Origin of the sequence: Actinomadura terrae (assembly GCF_022751215.1) — a bacterium.
Taxonomy (GTDB): domain Bacteria; phylum Actinomycetota; class Actinomycetes; order Streptosporangiales; family Streptosporangiaceae; genus Spirillospora; species Spirillospora terrae.
Map to the genome: position 1 here is coordinate 717,320 of NZ_JAICDG010000004.1, position 16,098 is coordinate 733,417.

General features: G+C 68.5%; 12 protein-coding genes. 7 read left to right on the plus strand and 5 right to left on the minus strand.

Features of this window, described 5'->3' with window-relative positions; all coding sequences use genetic code 11:
* Positions 1-64: 64 nt before the first annotated feature.
* Positions 65-1,261, minus strand: coding sequence for a phosphoserine phosphatase SerB (serB, locus tag K2F47_RS27915; protein WP_242908495.1), 1,197 nt, complete (start codon positions 1,259-1,261; stop codon positions 65-67).
* Positions 1,262-1,836: 575 nt separating this feature from the next.
* Here serB and K2F47_RS27920 point away from each other — a divergent pair.
* The 5 genes from K2F47_RS27920 to K2F47_RS27940 all read left to right on the plus strand — a co-directional run bounded on the left by K2F47_RS27920 (position 1,837) and on the right by K2F47_RS27940 (position 9,598).
* The gene (locus K2F47_RS27920; protein ID WP_242908497.1) at positions 1,837-3,204 is read left to right on the plus strand and encodes a cytochrome P450; all 1,368 of its coding nucleotides are present in this window, start codon (positions 1,837-1,839) and stop codon (positions 3,202-3,204) included.
* A gap of 48 nt (positions 3,205-3,252) precedes the next feature.
* The gene (locus K2F47_RS27925) at positions 3,253-4,362 is read left to right on the plus strand and encodes a terpene synthase family protein (protein WP_242908499.1); all 1,110 of its coding nucleotides are present in this window, start codon (positions 3,253-3,255) and stop codon (positions 4,360-4,362) included.
* A 1,101-nt stretch (positions 4,363-5,463) separates the two neighbouring features.
* Positions 5,464-5,904: a MarR family winged helix-turn-helix transcriptional regulator gene (locus tag K2F47_RS27930; RefSeq protein ID WP_242908501.1), complete on the plus strand. Its 441-nt coding sequence runs from the start codon at positions 5,464-5,466 to the stop codon at positions 5,902-5,904.
* Positions 5,901-7,682, plus strand: a complete 1,782-nt coding sequence (locus K2F47_RS27935) for an ABC transporter ATP-binding protein (protein ID WP_242908503.1) — start codon at positions 5,901-5,903, stop codon at positions 7,680-7,682. Before K2F47_RS27930 ends, K2F47_RS27935 begins: the two co-directional genes overlap by 4 nt.
* Positions 7,679-9,598 (plus strand): ABC transporter ATP-binding protein, encoded by a 1,920-nt coding sequence (locus tag K2F47_RS27940; RefSeq protein ID WP_242908505.1) that lies wholly within the window; start codon positions 7,679-7,681, stop codon positions 9,596-9,598. Before K2F47_RS27935 ends, K2F47_RS27940 begins: the two co-directional genes overlap by 4 nt.
* A 1,672-nt stretch (positions 9,599-11,270) precedes the next feature.
* Here the strand turns inward: K2F47_RS27940 and K2F47_RS27945 are convergent.
* Positions 11,271-12,164 carry an NADP-dependent oxidoreductase gene (locus K2F47_RS27945; RefSeq protein ID WP_242908507.1) on the minus strand — a complete coding sequence of 298 codons (894 nt, stop codon included), beginning with the start codon at positions 12,162-12,164 and terminating at the stop codon, positions 11,271-11,273.
* Positions 12,165-12,234: 70 nt separating this feature from the next.
* On the opposite strand from K2F47_RS27945, the gene K2F47_RS27950 reads away from it, so the two are divergent.
* Both K2F47_RS27950 and K2F47_RS27955 read left to right on the plus strand, forming a co-directional pair.
* Positions 12,235-12,867, plus strand: coding sequence for a TetR/AcrR family transcriptional regulator (locus K2F47_RS27950; RefSeq protein WP_242908509.1), 633 nt, complete (start codon positions 12,235-12,237; stop codon positions 12,865-12,867).
* Between the two features lie 665 nt (positions 12,868-13,532).
* Positions 13,533-13,682: a nitroreductase/quinone reductase family protein gene (locus tag K2F47_RS27955; protein ID WP_242908815.1), complete on the plus strand. Its 150-nt coding sequence runs from the start codon at positions 13,533-13,535 to the stop codon at positions 13,680-13,682.
* Positions 13,683-13,874: 192 nt separating this feature from the next.
* On the opposite strand, the gene pgl is transcribed toward K2F47_RS27955, so the two are convergent.
* From pgl to K2F47_RS27970, 3 genes are all read right to left on the minus strand, one after another.
* Complete coding sequence (pgl, locus tag K2F47_RS27960; RefSeq protein WP_242908511.1) at positions 13,875-14,600, minus strand: 6-phosphogluconolactonase; 726 nt, start codon at positions 14,598-14,600, stop codon at positions 13,875-13,877.
* A 335-nt stretch (positions 14,601-14,935) separates the two neighbouring features.
* Positions 14,936-15,142: a DUF397 domain-containing protein gene (locus K2F47_RS27965; RefSeq protein ID WP_242908513.1), complete on the minus strand. Its 207-nt coding sequence runs from the start codon at positions 15,140-15,142 to the stop codon at positions 14,936-14,938.
* A 125-nt stretch (positions 15,143-15,267) separates the two neighbouring features.
* Positions 15,268-16,011, minus strand: coding sequence for a hypothetical protein (locus K2F47_RS27970; protein ID WP_242908515.1), 744 nt, complete (start codon positions 16,009-16,011; stop codon positions 15,268-15,270).
* Between the last annotated feature and the right edge of the window lie 87 nt (positions 16,012-16,098).

Below are 16,098 nucleotides of genomic sequence, written 5' to 3' on the forward strand. Positions count from 1 at the left end.
GACCGGGACCCAGTAGGCTCCGGTACCCCACGGGGACTCAGGAGGCTCGGGTGCCCCAGGGGACTCAGTAGGCCCCGGCGTCCGCCGCCTCGACTTCCTCGCGCGAGATGCCGAGAAGGAACAGGATCGTGTCGAGATAGGGCACGTTGACCGTCGTGTCCGCGGCCTCGCGGACGACGGGCTTGGCGTTGTAGGCGATCCCGAGCCCGGCCGCCTGGAGCATGTCGAGATCGTTCGCGCCGTCGCCGATCGCGACCGTCTGGCTGAGCGGCACCCCGGCCTGCTCGGCGAAGCGTTCGAGCGCGGCGGCCTTGCCCGCCCGGTCGATCACGGGCCCGGTGACGCCGCCGGTGAGCTTGCCGTCCTTGATCTCCAGGGTGTTGGCCATCGAGTAGTCGATGCCGAGATCGTCGACCAGAGCGTCGGTGACCTGCGTGAACCCGCCGCTGACGATCGCGAACGCGTACCCGAGCCGCTTCAGCGTGCGGACCATCGTCCGCGCCCCGGCCGCGAGCTGGAGCTCGCCCCGGACCAGTTCGATCGCGCCGGCGTCGAGCCCCGCCAGCAGCGCGACCCGCTCGCGCAGCGACCCCTCGAAGTCCAGCTCACCGCGCATGGCGGCCTCGGTGACCTTGGCGACCTCGTCCAGACACCCCGCGTGGGCGGCGAGCAGCTCGATCACCTCGCCCTGGATGAGGGTGGAGTCGACGTCCATGACGATCAGCCGCTTCGCCCGCCGGTGCAGGCCGCCGCGCTGGACCGCGATGTCGACCTGCTGCTCGGCCGCCTCGGCGGCGAGCCCGGCCCGCAGCTCGTCGGGGACCGCGCCGGAGACGTCCAGCTCAATGCAGGTGACGGGGGTCGCGGCGAGCCGCTCGATCCGATCGATGTTGGCGCCGTTGGCGGCGATCCGGCTGGCGATCCCCGCCATCGCGGCCGGTGCGAGCGGCGCGCCGAGGACCGTGACGTGCAGCCGTCCGCGCCGCTTCGGCATCCGCTTGTTGCGGCCGGTGGACAGCTCGACCTCCATGTCGAGGTCCGTCGCGACCTTCTCGGCGGCGTTCCACACCCGTCCGATGTCGGCGCCCTCGGTGTAGGCGAGCAGCACGCCGAGCACGAGTCGGCCGCGGATCACGACCTGCTCCACGTCGGCGACCGTCAGCGGGAACTCCGCGAGGGTACGGAACAGCCGAGACGTGACGCCGGGGCGGTCACGTCCGGTCAGGGTGATGAGCAGCGTGCGCTGTGCTGGGCCGTCCATGCTGTTCACAACGGTACCGGGCGGGACGTCTGGATCGGCTGTGACGTCCACCATGCAAGACGTCGGGTGCGTGACAAGGTCTTTACGACCGCGGAACCAGGAGGTTGACCGCGCCTCCGAACTCGGATGGATCCCCCTGTCAACCCCACGGCAGGACCCACCCCCTCAAGCCGGACGAGCACTTCGCATCGTTCCGGCCATATAACCCAACCCTAACCATAGTTTGAGACACCCCCACAAGCCCGCCGCCCCCGCCCCCAACGACCAGTCCCCGCGGTCACAGTGGCCACCGCGCACGCCCGCGACCAGGTGACCAGATCAACGCGGCGGACACGACGCTCCCTGACACCCCTCAAACCACACTGAACCCTCGGCGCCTCGGGAGGCCGAGGACTGCGACCAGCGCGGCGGCCGCACTCGTCATGCAGCAGGAATCTCGCCCTTGTGTCAGGCGGGCCTTACCTTACCGATAGGTCGGGACCGGTCCCGACCTGTCGGTGTAACACTCGGCATAGCTCGCGATATTCGCCATCTCCACGGGTGGAGAGCGGCCTAACAGTTCGGACGGAGTAGCCATGAAGTCTCCGGACATCCCCAAGGCGCGCGGTGCCCTGCCGCTGGTCGGGCATGCGCCGCGGTTGTTCCACCGGCCCCATGAATTCCTCACCGCGCTACCCGACTACGGAGATCTCGTCGAAATCCGTCTGGGACCTGTCAGGGCGGTGGTGGTCTGCGATCCCGAACTGACCCGCCAAGTACTGCGGGGAGACCGCACCTTCGACAAAGGCGGTGCCATCTACAGGCGCCTGCGCGAATTGGGCGGCGACGGTGTTATCACCTGCACACGCGATCGGCATCGGAGGCAGCGGCGCCTGACCGGGCATGCGCTTCACAGCGCCAACCTCCCCGGTTACGCGCAGACCATGACCGATCAGATCACCTCGCTCACCGATCGTTGGGCGGACGGGCAGATCCTCGACGTGCCATCCGAGATGCTCGGGTTCACCATGCGGGTGCTGACGGAGACGATGTTCTCCAGCGCACTACCGCAGCACGCCCTCGGCGACACGGTCGACGACCTCGTCGTGATCATGAGGGGAATCTTCCGGCGGTCGGTCATGCCCGCGCCGCTGAACCGGATTCCGACCCAGGGCAACCGTCGCTACCAACGAGCGCTCACCCACCTGCGGACCACACTCGACGCGACCATCGCCGACCGCCGCGCCGCGCCGCCCGAAGGCGAGGACCTGCTGTCCCGGCTGCTGTCGGCACGCGACGTCGCCGATGGCGGCGACGGCCACGGCCTGACCGACCGGGAGGCCGCCGACAACGTCATCACCTTCTTCGTCGCCGGTTCCGAGACCACCGCGAACGCTGTGGCCTGGTCCCTGCATCTGCTCGCCCGGCATCCGCATATCGAAGACCAGCTCTACACCGAAGTGCGTCAGGTGCTTGGAGACGGCCCCGCCAGATACGAACACTTGCCGCACCTCGGCCTGACCAATCGCGTCATCGCCGAGACCCTGCGCCTTTATCCGCCCGCACTGATGTTCTCCCGTATCACCACCACCGACACCCAACTCGGCCGACATCGGATTCTGGCAGGCACCACGATAATCTTCTCCCCATATATCATCCACCATCGCGGCGACCTCCACGATAACCCCGAGAGCTTCGATCCAAGCCGGTGGGAATCCACGTCGCAGCCGCCGGTCAGCCACTACGTACCGTTCGGCGCGGGACCCCGAAAGTGCATGGGAGAGCAGTTCGGAATAACCGAGGCCGCCCTCGCTCTCGCGACCATCACCGCCCGCTGGCACCTCGAATCCGTGCCCGGCCGCCGCGTCCGCACCGCCATGTCCCTGAACCCGCACGGCCTCCGGATGCGAGTCGTCGCGCGAACCCGGGACGCCGATAGCGCCGCCAAAACGGCCAAGTCATAATCTCCTCGCGGCCAGGCAGCGCGAAAACAGGAAACTCCGGAGGGATCAGTGAACGTCGGCCAGGCCCCAGACCTACTCGCCGTACGACCATTTTACTGCCCGATAGCGCCCGCCTCCTCATCCTGGGCCGCCGAACTCAACGCCCTGGCAGAGGACTGGCTTTCAATCCAGGGATTCGAACCGGATGAGGAACAGCGGAAACGCCTCTCACGCGCGAACCTCGGAGAGCTCGCCGCCAGAACCATGCCGGGCGGCCACAAGAACGCACTAGCGAACGCCACCCGCCAGTACATCGCATTCTTCGCCCTGGACGACGCCTGCTTCGACGAACTCCCCATGCCACTGAGCGAGCTTACGAGAAAACAGTCGATCATCCTCAGCGCCATCCAGCATCCGGAGATTCGTTGGCCCGACGAAGACGCGTATGTAACAGCATCGCGCGAGATTGCAAGCGGATGGAAGGCAATTGCTTCCCCCGCGCAGTTCCAGCGCTGGGTCGAGGGAATGCGCGCGTTCTTCTTCGGTGTTACCTGGGAAGCGGTCTACCGTCACAGAGATAAACTTCCTGGCCTCAATGAGTATGTCGCCATGTGGATGCGCGCGATCGGCATGAGCCCGGTTCTCGCCCTCGTCGACACAGTCGGCGGGTACGAGGTTGCATCCTCCGACCTCGCACGTCCCAGAGTACAAGCCCTGATAGAAATGGCTCACTTCTTGGTGGCGTGGGACAACGACTTCATCTCCCGAGCCAAGGAAATACGACGGGCCCACGACCGCCTCAACATCGTCGACGTCATCGCAGCCGAAAGAGGCATCGAACCTGCCCAAGCGCTAAACGCGGCCACGGCGATGCGCGATCGAGTAATGTGCCTGTTCCTGCACACGCGCGACCAGGTGACGTCGTCCCAAGACGTCCACGAGAACCTACGAAGATACGCAGCCGGCCTGGCGCATTACATACGAGGCCATCTGGATTGGGCATTGTCGTGCGAGAGATACACCAACGTCCGTCCCACCGAAAATGCCCACCGGGAAGCCCCGCCGTCCCCCTGGAAAGACAGCCCGGACGACGACGACTTCATGAGGCCGCTGCCCATCCCCGCCATCACCTGGTGGTGGAACCCCTCGGTGAGCTCTCCCCTTGAAGATGGCCGCTAACCAGGGTTAATAAGTCATGGCGGTTGGGTGGGTACACCGCCTGGCAGCGGGGGCGTATGCCGGTGACATGGCCAGATATCCCCAGGGGGCGGGATGACCGACACCGGGCATGCGTGTCGAGTGCGGGTCCGGTTGCAGGCGGCGCAGTGATTTGCTGAGGGTCGTCCGCGTCGCCGTCCACGGGCACGCACGGGCGACCGGGACCGGGCGAGGCATAGTTCGCCAAGCTGGAAGCCGACTTGAACCGTGGCCTGGCTGCACACGGCTACGCCGATGACCAGCCGTGGACGCTTGGCCTGGTGACAGTGCTCATAAAAGAGCTGTTCGGCATCGACTACACCTTGCCCGAGGTGTCGCTGCCGCCGCGCCGTAACAGGTGGTCGGTGCAGGTTCCTGGGCACGGTCCGTCCAACGCGACGAGCAGGCCATCACCGCAGGCGACCTTGGTGCGGACACCGGCCGCAGGTGAGGGTGCACGGTGGCCAGCACGGCATCTGGGTCTCGGTAGCCGGGATGGTCTGCCGCTGGTCGCGACGGCGGTAGGCGGCGGATCCACAGGCTTGTGAGTAGTAGATGGCATCGGCTCGCTGGCGAACGCCCTGGTGGAGAACCTGACGGCAGAGCGGGCAGTGCGGCCCGTCCGGCCGGTAGTCCTCCGGGAGCGCGCCCTCACGACGCAACCGGTCAGCGGCGAACCCTGTCTCCAGGATGCGGGCGTGCAGCTCTCGCTTCCGCGCGCCCCGCACGCGCGCCCGACAGGCTCGGGCGGCACAGGCGTGTCGCACTACCGCCGACGAGGGTTGGCGCCACGGGGCAACGGCTTCCCACAGCCCTCACGACGTCCACGACCTTCCGACCACGCTCAAGCCCGACGAGCACCGCCCCTGACGCACGCCAGAACACGCAGCGGCCCTTGGCTAGGTCGGGAGGCCGGGGCTTCGGCCGTCCATCCCGCGTGTGCGGGCACGACAGGCCGAAGCGTCGATGCCGAACTCCCCAAACACACCGACAAGCGGCGCGCTCGTAGGCCGCTCGGTACTGCGGACGGTGTATTCAGTTTGATAATCTAAATGTGTGTCTCCCGAAGCAGTTGAGCCGGGCGTGGTCGTGGCCGCGCTGGCCAAGGCCGTTGAACATGCTCTGCTCCGTGTGGAGCTGACGTTGCCGCAGTACCGGATGCTGTCCGTGTTGGCGCGGGAGGATTCGCCGACGGCGTCGCGGGTGGCGTGGGAGTTGTCGGTGATGCCGGCGACCGTCACCGCGGTCATGGACGGCTTGGTGGCGGGCAAGTACGTGCGGCGCGAGCCCGATCCCCATGACCGACGCAAGATCGCACTCGTGATCACATCCGAGGGTCGGCACCTGCTGGCCACGGCCAACGAGGAGATCGGACGGAGGCTAGGCGAGCTGACCTCGTTCCTCGATGGGGACCAGGCCAAGCGGGCGATGGACGCGTTGGCGCTGTGGCGCGAGGCGCTGGCGAGTGAGCGGCAAGCGGAGTGGGTCGCCCGGGAGGACGCGCGGCGGAAGGAATCCAGGTGAGCCCGCCGGGTGCGGCGATCGACCCGGATCCGAGTCGTTCCTGGCTGCGGCGGGCGTGGCCGCTGGTCCGGGCGCACAAGTGGATGTTCGGGACGGCGCTGGTGTCGTCCGGGGCCAGCACGTTGGTGGCCGTTCAGGTGCCGAAGGTGATCCAGGAAGCGCTCGACAACTCGGTCGTCTCGGACCGGGTGCCGCTGGCGCACTACCTGTGGTGGCTGGTCGGGCTGACGGTGGTCATGTTGATCGTCGGCTTCGCGTCCAAGCAGCTGCTGTTCCGCGCCGCGGCCAGGATCGAGTACGACCTGCGCAACATGGTGTACGAGCACCTGACCAATCTGTCGTTCCCCTTCTACGACCGGGTGCAGAGCGGGCAGCTGATCTCCCGCGCCAACTCCGATATCCGCACGGTGCAGATGTATCTGGGGTTCGCGCCGTATCTGCTGGTGCAGTGCGGCGTCTCGCTGGTGGCGTTCGTGTACATGCTGGCGATCAACGTGCCGCTGGCCGTCCTGGCCATGCTGCCGATGCCGTTGTTCTATGTGACCGGCAAGCGCATGCAGCGGGAGATGTTCCCGGTGTCGTGGCTGATCCAGGCACGGCTGGCCGACGTGGCGACCGTGGTGGACGAGAACGTCCACGGCGTCCGCGTGGTGAAGTCGTTCGCGGCCGAGCGGAACCAGCTGTCGCTGCTCCAGAAGGCGGCGGCGAGAGTTCGCTGGGCCTATGTGAAGGACGCCGACCTGCGCGCGCGGTGGACGCCCTTGGTGCAGAACCTCCCCAGCATCAGCATGGCGATCGTCCTGCTGTACGGCGGGCACCTCGTGATCGAGGGCAGCCTGGGCATCGGCGCGATCGTGGCCTTCAGCTCGTACCTGCTGATGCTCCAGGTGCCGTTCCGGGTGCTCGGCAGGCTGATCACGTTCGGGCAGCGGGCGTCGGCCGCGGCGAAACGGCTGTACGAGGTGCTGGACGAGAGGCCGGAGATCGTCGACGCCCCCGGGGCGCTGGTGCTCACCGAGGCGCGCGGCGACGTCGAATTCCACGACGTCGCCTTCGGCTACGGCGACGGGCCCGACGTGTTGAACGGGTTCTCGCTGCGGCTGCGCGGCGGCGAGACGGTCGCGCTGGTCGGACGGACCGGCACCGGGAAGTCCACCGTGGCCAGGCTGCTGCCGCGGTTCTACGACGTGCGCGAGGGTTCGATCACCGTGGATGGACACGACGTCCGGGACCTGACGCTGCACAGCCTGCGCGACACCGTCGGCGTCGTCCTGGACGAGCCGTTCCTGTTCTCGGCGTCGGTCCGCGACAACATCGCCTACGGACGGCCGGACGCCGACATCGCCGACATCGAGCGGGCGGCCCGGCTGGCCGGGGCGCACGGGTTCATCGCCGAACTGTCCGAGGGGTATGGCACCGTCATCGGTGAACGCGGCTACACGCTGTCGGGCGGGCAGCGGCAGCGCATCGCGATCGCGAGGACGCTGCTGGTGAACCCGCCGGTGCTGGTGCTCGACGACGCCACAAGCGCCATCGACGTCCAGGTGGAGCAGGAGATCCACGCCGGGCTGCGGACGCTGTTCGCCGGCCGGACGACACTGATCATCGCGCACCGGCCGTCCACGATTGGCCTGGCCGACCGCGTGGTGCTGCTGGACGGCGGCCGGATCGTCGCCGACGGCACGCACACCGAACTGCTGGCGAGCACGCCGCTCTACGCGGAAGTGCTCGCGCAAGCGGACGAGCGCGTCGAGGCACTGGAAGGGACGGGCCGATGACGTTCCCCGGCGGCGGTGGCGGGAGCGGTTTCGGCGCGACGTCCACCGGCGGCGGCGCGACCGCGTCGGCGCACCCGTTCGCCGGTGTGCCGCCGGAGATGCGGCCGGGTGTCGAGATGTTGCTCAAGACAGAGCCGGAACACTCCGAGCCCGAGGTCGTCTTCGAGCACGCCCGGCCCGATCCCGACGGCGCGAGGCTGAGCCTGCGGCGCCTGGTCCGTCCGTACGGGACGATGGCGCTGCTGGCCGGCGTGCTCGTGGTCGTGGAGGCGCTGACGTTGCAGGCCGGTCCGCTACTGACCCAGATCGGCATCGACGACGGCATCACGGCGAAGGACTTCGGCGTCCTGGTTCTGGTCGCGGCGATCTACCTGGTCAACCTGGTGGTCACCGGCCTCACGCAGGCCGCGCGGGTCAAGGTCACCGGGCGGGTCGCCGCGTGGGTGATGAACGACCTGCGCGTACGGGTCTTCACCCAGTTGCAGCGGCTGTCGCTGAACTTCTACACCGGGGAGAAGGCCGGCGTGATCATGACCCGGATGACCGCCGACATCGAGAACCTCCAGGCGCTGTTGCAGGAGGGCCTGGCGCAGTTCGCCATCCAGGGCCTGACCATGGTCATCGTCTCGGCGGTGCTGTTCACCTACGACGTGCGGCTGGCGCTCATCACGATCGTGTTGGTCGTGCCCGTCATGACCGCGATGTCGCTCTGGTTCCGCTGCGCGTCCGGCAAGGGATACCTGCGGGTACGGGACGCCACCGCCGACGTGATCGCCGACCTCTCCGAGAGCCTGCAAGGCGTGCGCATCGTCACCGCGCACAACCGGCAGCGGCGCAACACCGAGCACCACCGGCGGGTCACCGGCAGGTACTTCGACGCCAGCCTCCAGACCGGACGGATCAATTCGATCTACACGCCCGGCACCCAGGTCATCGGCGTCGCCGGGCAGATCGTCCTGCTGGCCATCGGCGCGGGCATGGTCACCGACGGAAGACTGACCATCGGCGAGCTGGTCGCGTTCCTGCTCTACCTGGGGTCGTTCTTCCAGCCCATCCAGCAACTGGTGCAGCAGTACAGCACCTACCAGCAGGGACAGTCGTCGATCGTGAAGCTGCGGCAACTGCTGAGCACCCGTCCGGACGTCGTGGAAAAGCCCGAAGCCGTCGACCTGCCGCGCGTCGAGGGCGAGGTCATCTTCGAGGACGTGACGTTCGGCTATCTTCCCGACCGGCCAGTGGTCTCCGACGTGTCGCTGGAGATCAAGGCCGGTGAAACGGTGGCGTTCGTCGGCCCGACCGGCGCGGGCAAGTCCACCCTCACCAAACTGATCACCCGGTTCTACGACCCGGGCCACGGCCGGATACTCATCGACGGACGCGACCTCCGGGACGTCCGGATCGAATCCCTGCGCAGGCAGCTCGGCGTCGTGCCGCAGGAGCCCTTCCTGTTCGCCGGGCCGCTCCGGGACAACATCCGCTTCGCGATCCCGGACGCCTCCGACGACCAGGTGCGGGAGGCGCTGCGTGCGGTCGGCCTGGACGACGTGGTCGACCGGCTGCCCGACGGCCTCGACACCGCCGTCCAGGAGCGGGGCCAGTCCATGTCGTCCGGTGAACGGCAGCTCGTCGCCCTGGCCAGAGCATTCCTGGCCCAGCCCCGGGTGCTGATATTGGACGAGGCCACGTCCAACCTCGACCTCCAGTCCGAGCACAAGATCGAGAACGCCCTGGACGTGCTGCTGGAGGGCCGCACCGCGATCCTGATCGCGCACCGCCTCTCGACCGCCATGAAGGCCGACCGCGTCGTCGTCGTGGACGAGGGCCGGATCGTCGAGTCCGGCTCGCACGACCAACTCATCGCCGCCGGCGGCAGGTACGCCCAGATGTACGCCACCTGGACCACCGAGGTCACCTGACGAATCCCGAGTGATCAGCTCGGGCTCGAAGAGGACAGAAGACCCTCGACCAGATCGACGTCAGGGGACGTCAGAGCCGTACAGCGAACGGACCCGGCCGCGGAGCCACGAAATATCGACCAACTCCATCTGGGACGCGGGGTACTCATCCATCGGCGTTCGGCCCGCCCCGCCGCCGACGAACACGCCAAGCGGCAGCGCGGCCGCAACCCACCACGCAGGGAGCGGGCGCACGCTTGGCGCACGTAGCGCAGCCGGACGTCCAACATAGGGGCGTTGTCGAACGTCCCGCAGTCAGGGCGCAACCGCTCGCCAGCGCGCGGAGCACCGTCACACGACCGCACGCCCGATACACAGAGCGCAGTCGAACGCCCAGCAGACAGGGCGCGGGCACTCGTCCAGCGTGCGGGGCCGCCGCACGCAAGCCGCGAAGCACGGCCGCACGCTTACCGCGTGGAACGCAGCCGGACGTCCCACACGGGAGCACGGTCACACGCCCGGCCCGCAAGGCGCAGTCAAGCGTCCACCCCGCGGCGCCCGGCCACACGCATCACGCGGGGCCGCCGCACGCAACACCCGGAACACGCCCGCGCGCCCAGCGCGCGGGCGCGGCCACTCGCAGCACGCGGGGCCGCCGCACGCAACCCGCGAAGCACCGCCGCGCGCCCAGCGCGCGGGCGCGGCCACTCGCAGCACGCGTAGTGCAGCCGGACGCCCCGCACACAGAGGGCGCTCGAACGCCCACCACGCGAGGCACAGCCGGAGATGCATCAGACAGGGCGCGGCCATTCGTCCAGCGTGCGGGACCGCCGCACACAACACCCGGAGGACGGCCGCACGCCCAGCAGGCGGAACACCGTCGCACGCTTAACACGCGCACGGCCACTCGCACACGCGCAGAACGGTCGGACGCCCCGCACGCAGAGCGCAGGCGAATGCCCCACCACGCGAGGCGCAGTCGGACGTCCATCAGGCAGGGGCCCGCACGCACAACACGCGGGACACGGTCGGTCGTTGAGGGCGTGGGCCTCTTGGACGCGTTGCGCTTCTGCGTGGCCTCGTCTTCCTCAAGGTTTGGGCCGCCATGGAGAGGGCGAGGGGGATGTGCGAGGGCCGGGACTGCGGTCGCTGCTGCGGCCGGGGCTGCCGTGGTTGCTGTCAGGTGTCGGTGGATGGACGGATCGGCGGCGTTCCTTCGTGGGATCGCCAACCGAAGGGCGCCCTTACAGGGTTCTAGCCGGGTGGATACCTGCCATCTACCGGCTTCTCGCAGGTACTGGGCATCTGTGTTGCCGTCGGGGCCTCGTGAGCGCGCTGGACGACTTGGTTGGGATCCCGCGGTCCCGCCGACCTGATTGGCGAGCGCTTCCCTGTGTGCGTCCTGCTGCACGGGGCGGTGAGCCGCTGGCGAGTTGGCGCGCAAGCCTGGGGGCTTGGAGTTCAGCTGTCACATGGGTTGCAGGCCCCCTTCTCGGTCGGGTCGGTGCCGGGCTGGTGTTCAGGACGGATCAGGGCGATGTGGTCCGGTGCCCGGGGTGTGGGGCGTCGTCCAGTTATGGCGACCTTCCTGATCAGGCCGGACGAGTTGACACTGTGAGATTCGGCTTGGACACCTTCTTGGTGGGGGTGGTGACTGAGAGGTTCGGGCTGCCGGGGTGGGCGTAGGCGGGGGTCAGACGAGGATCACTCGACGTCCGCGTGTGTGGCCGGAGCGGCTATCGGCGTGCGCGGCGGCGGCCTCGGGCAGCGTGTACGACTTCTGGACGGGAATGTGGAGCTTTCCGCCCGAGATGAGGCGGACGGTCTCGGCGAGCGCGTCCCTTATGCTCCCGGCCTGGTTGGAGAACCGGACACCGAGCTTCGGCGCGTCGAGGTCGGCGATGGAGACGACCTTCCGCGGATCCCCGGTCAGCTCGACGAGTTCACTGATCACACCCGCGCCGGCCAGGTCGAGGGCCGCGTCGGCCTTGCCCAGCCCCCGCACCCGCTCGACCCAGCCCGCGCCGTACGTGGTGGCGACGGCGCCCAGGCCGCGCACGTACTCCTGGTTCGCGGGGCTGGCTGTGCCGATCACCGTGATACCGCGTTCGCGGGCGATCTGTAGCACCGCGGATCCGACTCCCCCGGCCGCGCCGCTGACCAGCAGCGTCTGGCCCGGTTGCACACCGACCTCGCGGAGGACGCGCAGCGCGGTCTCCATCACGGAGGGGTACCCGGCCGCCTCCTCGAACGTCAGGCCCGTGGGCATTTGGGCCCAGGCGTTCAGAACCGAGAACTCGGCATAGGTGTCGGTCCCCTCACCGAACACGTGGTCGCCGACCGCGACCCCTTCGACGCCGTCACCGACCTCGTCCACCACACCGGCGGCGTCCAGGCCGACCCCGGCGGGGAGGGTGACCGGGTGGGCGCCCAGGACCTGGCCTTCTCGGAGCCGCCAGTCGACGGGGTTCACGCCCGCCGCCCGCACGGCGACGCGTACTTCGCCGGGGCCCGCGTGGGGCTCCTCGGCGTCCAGGAGTTGCAGAACGTCAGGACCGCCGAACTCGGCGTAGATCACCTTCTTCATGCGGTCGACGATAGCACTAACAGTTAGCTTTTTGAATCTGATACGATTTTGAATCTGGTAGCATCTGGGCATGACGGTGCCGCCGGGACGTCGGGAGCGCAAGAAGGCCGCGACCCGCCAGAAGATCGCCGACGCGGCCATGCGACTCTTCCTGGAGCGCGGGTACGACGCGGTGGGCATCCGTGACGTGGCCGCCGAGGCCGACGTGGCCGTCACCACGCTCTTCTCCCACTTCGCCTCCAAAGAGGCCCTGGTGTTCGAGCAGGACCAGGACTTCGAGCAGCGCCTCACCCGGGCCGTCACCGACCGGGACCCGCACGAGCCGCTCATCCCCGCGCTGCGTCGCGAGATCGAGGCCCTGCTGCGACACTGCGGGGCGGACAGCGCCCTTCCGATCTGGCAGATGGTCGACGAATCGCCCGCCCTGCGGCAGTACGAGGGGGCGATGCGGCTGCGCCACGCGGAGTCGGTGGCGACGGCCATAGCCGGAGCCCTCGATCTGCCGGAGTCCACGACGTCCTGCCGGACGATCGCCAGGTTCGCGATCGACGCCTTCTCACTGGCCCGCGAGGCGGCCGATCCGGATGCCGCGCTGAACGAGATCTTCCAGATGATCGAGGCGGCCTGGGAGGTCTCCGGCCTTCCCTGGCATGGGCGAGGGACCGATAAGGCCGAGGCCGGTCAGGCCGTCACCAGCTCCTGAATCCCAGGGCCCACCTGACTTGATTGGTAGGACGCCGTCCCCTTGGCAAGGGGCGACTCCGGCGGGGGCAAGCGGCAATCTGACCTGGGCACCCGTGTGCAGGGGCCGTAACGATCTCGTATGCGCATTACAAGGGCAAACTTCCGGCGGGCTGCCTGCGCAGGGGCGCCCGCCGATCACGTCTACTCACGGCTGCCTGGCTGTAGGTGAGCGTGGCTCATGCGGCGCGATACGCACGCTGTCGCGATAGCGCGGGATAGCCCGTTGGGCCTGATTGCTAAGCGATGCCGCGCTCGGGCCCGGGGCGGGCTTCAGGGGCCGTAGCCGCCATGCCTTCGGGACGGGACGGAGGCGGGCGACCGGGTAGGCGTGCTGCGCCCGCGCCCGGCCCCGGCGTCCCACACGGTGAGCCGTTGGATGGATTCCACGTGCCCTGAAGGCCAGGGAAGTGGTCAAAATTCGAGAACGTTCGTAGGTGAAGGTCACCTAGCGTCACCGGCGTTGCTGATTCGTTGACGGAGGTCGCGCAGGGGACAGGATCAACGGGTGGACGGGCGCGAAAACGGGAGCCCCGAACGCCCGGGGTGTTCTCGCGGTGCATGCAGCGCCGAATGAACGCCCGTATGAATCGCAAGGTCCGCCGTGGTCGTGGCACGTTCATGGGCATGTACGTGCTCAACCTGCACACGTCCGGCTGCCGGAGCGGGCGGCCTCGGGAAACGCCGCTGGCGTGGTGCGCCGACGGTGACGACGCGCGCCTCGTCGTCGCGTCGGGCGGGGGGGGAGTCGGCACCCCGACTGGCATGCCAATCTGATGGCGCATCCGAGCAGACGGCTACCGATTTACCGGGACACGAGGCCGTGCCGGTGACGCCGCACCCGCTCGACGGTGCGGAGCGCGAGGAAGCGTGGCGCCGGATCGCGGCCGCTCAACCTCGGATCGCCAAGTACCAGGCCGAGTCAAAACGGGTGTACCCGGTGATTCGGCTCGCCCCCGCGATGACTCGCTAATTTCCTGCGGCGGCCTCGTCCAGGAGCCAGGTGACATTTCCACCCGCCTGTTCGATGGTGTGGGCGGCCAGTGCCACTGGAAGGTCGAGGCTGCCCGATCGCGCTTCGGAGACGGCGGCGGCCTTGCCCTTGCCCGCCGCGACGATCAGGCAGTTCCGGGTGGCGCGGAGCGCGCCGAGAGTGAGGGTGATGCGGGTCGGCGGCGGCTTGGGGGAATCGAGAACGGGAATGACGCTCGGGGTGGTGATGTCGAGTTCCGGGTGGCCGGGGAAGAGGGAGAGGCAATGGCCGTCCTCCCCCATGCCGAGCCAAACATGGTCGAGGCGGGGGCCGAACTCGGTTTGCCCGGGGAGTTCGCTCAGGATTTTCGCGTATTCGGCGGCCGCTTCGTCCGGCGGCAGGTGGACGGGGGGCGGCGTCCGGCCGGACTCGGGGATCGGGACCTTGGAGAGCAGCAGGTCGGCGGCCTGACGCCAGTTGGAGTCGGGGTGATCGAGCGGCACGCATCGCTCGTCGCCCATGATGACGCTGACGCGGTCCCAGGCGACGTCCGCCGCGTGTTCGGCGATGACGCGGTAGGCCGCCGCCGGGGTGCTGCCGCCCGCCAGGACCCAGGTCGCCGAGCCATTCTCGCCGGCGGATTCGTTGATCTCCCTTATCGCTCTCGCCGCGACCTCCCGCGCGAGCGAGGCGGGGTCGGGGAAGACCTTGAACTCAGCCATGAAGCGCCTGCCTCCGGTGGGGCTCTGGTGATGCCTTGTTGCAAGCTATACCCCGGCTCGCGCCGGTACCCCGTCCGGGGGCAGGCCGATGGTCTGCCCCCGGCGGCCGACAGTCCTTCGCAGTCAAGCGTCCCGAGGCCCTCAGGCCCGGGCGCTCCAAGGCTCTCAGGGCGGGCGCTCCAATACGTGCGGACGCATGACGAAACGCGGCTTGGACGCGTTCTCAACGAATAATGCGTCCAAGCCGCGAAGATACTCCGAATTCGCCGGTCATGACCGCATGGCACCGCGCGTTGATCAGCGGGGAACGAGCGAAAACCGGGAGAGGGAGCGTTTCAGTGACGGCCGCCGGCCGCCTTGATGGCGCCGGTGAACGCCCGCCAGTCGTCCTTGGCGAAGACCAGCACCACACCCGCGGAGATGTTCTTGGAGTCGCGGACCCCGATCAGGTCGCCGGATGTCGCGACCTCGACGCAGTTGCCGATACCGTTGCTGCGGGCGCTCTTACGCCATGCAGTGTTGGACCAATCAGGAGCCGACATTACACATCCCTCTCAGCCAAACTACCCCGGCATCGGATGATGCCGGGGTTCGAACACCTACCGGAGCCTCGTCCCTGATCGAGTTCTATCCCGTGATTGTCCGTTCGGCAAGAGTTCGTCCCCGGTTATTGTGGCGCCGTGATTGTCCGCCCGCGCCCTCTCGGCCTTCGGCGGGGCGAAAATGGGAGAACCGGCGTCCGCGGCGGGCCGGTGCGCACCCGGGCGGTGGGCGCGGACGGCTCCCGGTCGCCGCGGATGTAGCCCAGATGCGGCACGTCCTTGACCATCTGTTCCACCGGGTAGAAGCCCTCCGGATCGAGGCCGCGGAAACGGCTCCTGACCACGTCGTCATAGAGCGCGGGGGAGATGATGAGGGCGAGGTCCTCGTCCTCCTGGCGGGACAGTTCGGCGCGCAGGGCGTCGAGGTCGAGCAGGCGCGAGATCACGATCGGGGCGCTGCCCGCCGGGCCGAGATGGCCGTCGGCGACGGGGCCGTGGTGCAAAGCGAGCCGTACCCGCAGCCGAGGTGTGGACGCGGGCGTTGTCAGATGCCGGGTCCGGTTCACGGTGGCGAGGGCGTCGGCGAGTTCGTGCGGATAGTCGGCGACGAGGCTCGGCCCGTCGATTCCGGGCGGCAGGACGGCGAGTTCGCCGTCACCGGTGACCTGGATCGACCAGCGGTGCCGGTCGAGGCCGGCCGCGTGCGCGGCGGCGTCCAGCGCTGCCCTGAGCGCGCGCTGAGCCCACACTTGTTGGAGGGTTTCGAGGCGGCTGAAGCCCTCGATGTCGACGGCGGCGAGGAAGTGGTATCCGAGCCGCCCCTCGTCCGGACGCGGCTCCCCCGCGATCATTCCGTTTCGCTCGTCCATCCGCGGTCACGCCCGCGCCGGACGTGCGTGCTCTGGTTCCGGTATCGCCAAGGCTCTCGCCTCCCGAGGGCACAGGGCCCCACTCCC